This window comes from Pseudocitrobacter sp. 2023LY-00077, assembly GCF_055796175.1.
Map to the genome: position 1 here is coordinate 1 of NZ_JBSPEI010000053.1, position 2,069 is coordinate 2,069.

At 53.5% G+C, this 2,069-nt stretch carries 5 protein-coding genes; all 5 read left to right on the forward strand.

Annotated features, from left to right (window positions below; translation table 11 throughout):
• Positions 1-123 precede the first annotated feature (123 nt).
• The 5 genes from ACWWFX_RS25190 (at position 124) to ACWWFX_RS25210 (ending at position 2,062) form a co-directional block, all read left to right on the forward strand.
• Positions 124-384: a hypothetical protein gene (locus ACWWFX_RS25190; protein WP_473225096.1), complete on the forward strand. Its 261-nt coding sequence runs from the start codon at positions 124-126 to the stop codon at positions 382-384.
• Positions 385-527: 143 nt separating this feature from the next.
• Positions 528-725 carry a hypothetical protein gene (locus tag ACWWFX_RS25195; protein ID WP_025760144.1) on the forward strand — a complete coding sequence of 66 codons (198 nt, stop codon included), beginning with the start codon at positions 528-530 and terminating at the stop codon, positions 723-725.
• Positions 722-883 carry a hypothetical protein gene (locus ACWWFX_RS25200; RefSeq protein ID WP_473225098.1) on the forward strand — a complete coding sequence of 54 codons (162 nt, stop codon included), beginning with the start codon at positions 722-724 and terminating at the stop codon, positions 881-883. Before ACWWFX_RS25195 ends, ACWWFX_RS25200 begins: the two co-directional genes overlap by 4 nt.
• Positions 880-1,020, forward strand: a complete 141-nt coding sequence (gene kil, locus ACWWFX_RS25205) for a host cell division inhibitory peptide Kil (RefSeq protein ID WP_045350986.1) — start codon at positions 880-882, stop codon at positions 1,018-1,020. The genes ACWWFX_RS25200 and kil overlap by 4 nt, the downstream gene beginning before the upstream one ends.
• A gap of 70 nt (positions 1,021-1,090) precedes the next feature.
• Entirely contained in the window at positions 1,091-2,062 is a 972-nt protein-coding gene (locus tag ACWWFX_RS25210) for a hypothetical protein (RefSeq protein WP_473225097.1), read from the forward strand.
• Positions 2,063-2,069: the final 7 nt, after the last annotated feature.

Consider the following 2,069-nt stretch of genomic DNA (forward strand, 5'->3'; position numbering starts at 1 on the left):
GCCAGAGACCACTGGATGTATTGGGCGTGGGTTGCTGGAGCATCCCTGCAAAATTTGGAAATCATACAGGCTGCCTAATGGCGGCCTTTTTATTAGCTCACGATACAAACAGAGGGTAAGGCGATGAGCGTTTACAAATTTTTCATGTTCGACCCTGAAAATGGATTCGAAACGTACAAGACAGCAGAAGAAGCGAAAGCGGCGGCAAATGAGGCTATCGACTATTACCGTGGTGATGCTGGTGATGGATGGCCAGATGAGGTGAATCAGGTTTGCTGGGGTGAGATTAAGCAGGAAACACAGCAAACAGATTTGAGGCCAAGAAATGAAGAAGATAAGAGTTGTTGCGACATGATTTGCGACTACCAGCTAACAGATATATGACCCGCTCCGGCGGGTTTTTTATTGCCTCATACCTGGAGTCATTTACGAGTGGCTCAAGTTATGAACGGCGGCCATCCACCGCCCATTAGCGCAGAAGTCTTGTATTAACCGTTCCGTTCGCCGCGATAAGGCCAAGAGGATTTATGAGCAAAGAACAGCCAATATCACGCCTGACTGAGCCAGAAATGGCAAAACTCGCAGTTAAGACGGTTCAGGAATTTGTTAATGCCTGCCACTGCCAAAACGAAGATGACGTTCTTCTGGCATTAAGCTTCTGGCTGAATGTGGGCATGGAAGCGGGTGAGCTTGTCCAGCATGGGCATAAGGTTGTCCTGCAATGATGACAGTCACCCACAACGGCAAGCAGTACACCGCCAAAAAGCTCAACGATAACGAGTGGCAGCTGACGTCGGTATCAAACCCGCGTGAAAAGTTGGTACTTGACCGCTGGCAGATGCATATGGCTGGCCTCCTGGTACAGGTTGAGGTGAAGGTATGATCAATCATCACCTGCTGCGCGCGGCGCAGAGCAAAGCAGCCATTGCCCTGTTTATCGGTGATGGCGCCATGTGGATGGCAGCCTACGACGAAATGAAGGTTGCCATCGGTTATCCGTGGCATAGAAGAACAGCCTAACCCCCCTATTCAACCGATCGGCCTGGCATTACGCGGGCGGGATCTGCACATCCAAATTTCAGGAGAAACCATGAGCGAAGTAACGGACTTAACTGTCATCGAAATCAATCCGGAGCAAGCGCCAGTGCTTTACGTAGCGGGCGGCCTTGACGCTTATCTCGAGCAAATCCGCCAGGCAGTAAACGAAGTGCCGGACCTGTCCACGAAGAAAGGCCGTGACCGTGTCGCCTCTCTGGCGGCGCAGGTGTCTCGCAGCAAGACGGCAATCGAAAAGCCAGGCCGTGAGTACCTGAAGCGCCTGAAAGAGGCTGTGCGCCCCGCTGAGGCAGAAATTAAGCGGTTCGTTGATGCCTGCGACGAGCTGCGCGATGCGACCCGCCGTCCTCTAACCGAATGGGAAGCAGAACAGGAACGCATTAAGGCAGAAGAAGCCATGAACGCGCTGCACGCCGAAGCGCTGGAAATGAACGAAGAGTTTGACCGCCAGCGAGCCGCGAAAATCGAAGCAGACCACGAAATGGCTCTGCTGATGAATGACAAGTTTGACCGTGACCGCGAAGAGCAGCGCCGACTGGCGGAACAGGTTCAACGTGAGCGTGACGAGCGACTGAAGCAGGAAGCAGCTGACAAAGCCAAGCGCGAAGCCGAAGAGAGACATAAAGCAGAGATTGAAGCCGCAGCGCGCCGTGAAGCTGAGGAGAAAGCTCGCGCTGAAGCTGCGGAGCGCCAGCGAATTGAATCGGAGCAGCGTGCAGCACGTGAGAAGCAGGAGGCGGAAGCACGGGCAGAGCGCGAAAAAGCTGCGGCAGTGGAAGCTGAACGTCTCAAGGCAAAACAGGCAGAAGAGAAACGCCTGGACGAAGAGAGGCGCATCGCCGATGAGGCTGCAAAACGTGAGGCCGATGTTAAGCATCGCAAAACAGTCGGCACCAACATCGTTAACGCGCTCACCAGCCACACCAGCTTAACCCGCGAACAGGCTATCGAAGTGCTTACCGCTCTGAAGGATGACATGATCCCATGCGCGAAAATTCATTATTGAGGTGAAT

What these genes read in the sequence shown, in the direction of transcription:
- kil (WP_045350986.1), top strand. Translation starts at nt 880, where the DNA reads ATGATCAATCATCACCTGCTGCGCGCGGCGCAGAGCAAAGCAGCCATT.
- ACWWFX_RS25210 (WP_473225097.1), top strand. Translation starts at nt 1,091, where the DNA reads ATGAGCGAAGTAACGGACTTAACTGTCATCGAAATCAATCCGGAGCAA.
- ACWWFX_RS25195 (WP_025760144.1), top strand. Translation starts at nt 528, where the DNA reads ATGAGCAAAGAACAGCCAATATCACGCCTGACTGAGCCAGAAATGGCA.
- ACWWFX_RS25190 (WP_473225096.1), top strand. Translation starts at nt 124, where the DNA reads ATGAGCGTTTACAAATTTTTCATGTTCGACCCTGAAAATGGATTCGAA.
- ACWWFX_RS25200 (WP_473225098.1), top strand. Translation starts at nt 722, where the DNA reads ATGATGACAGTCACCCACAACGGCAAGCAGTACACCGCCAAAAAGCTC.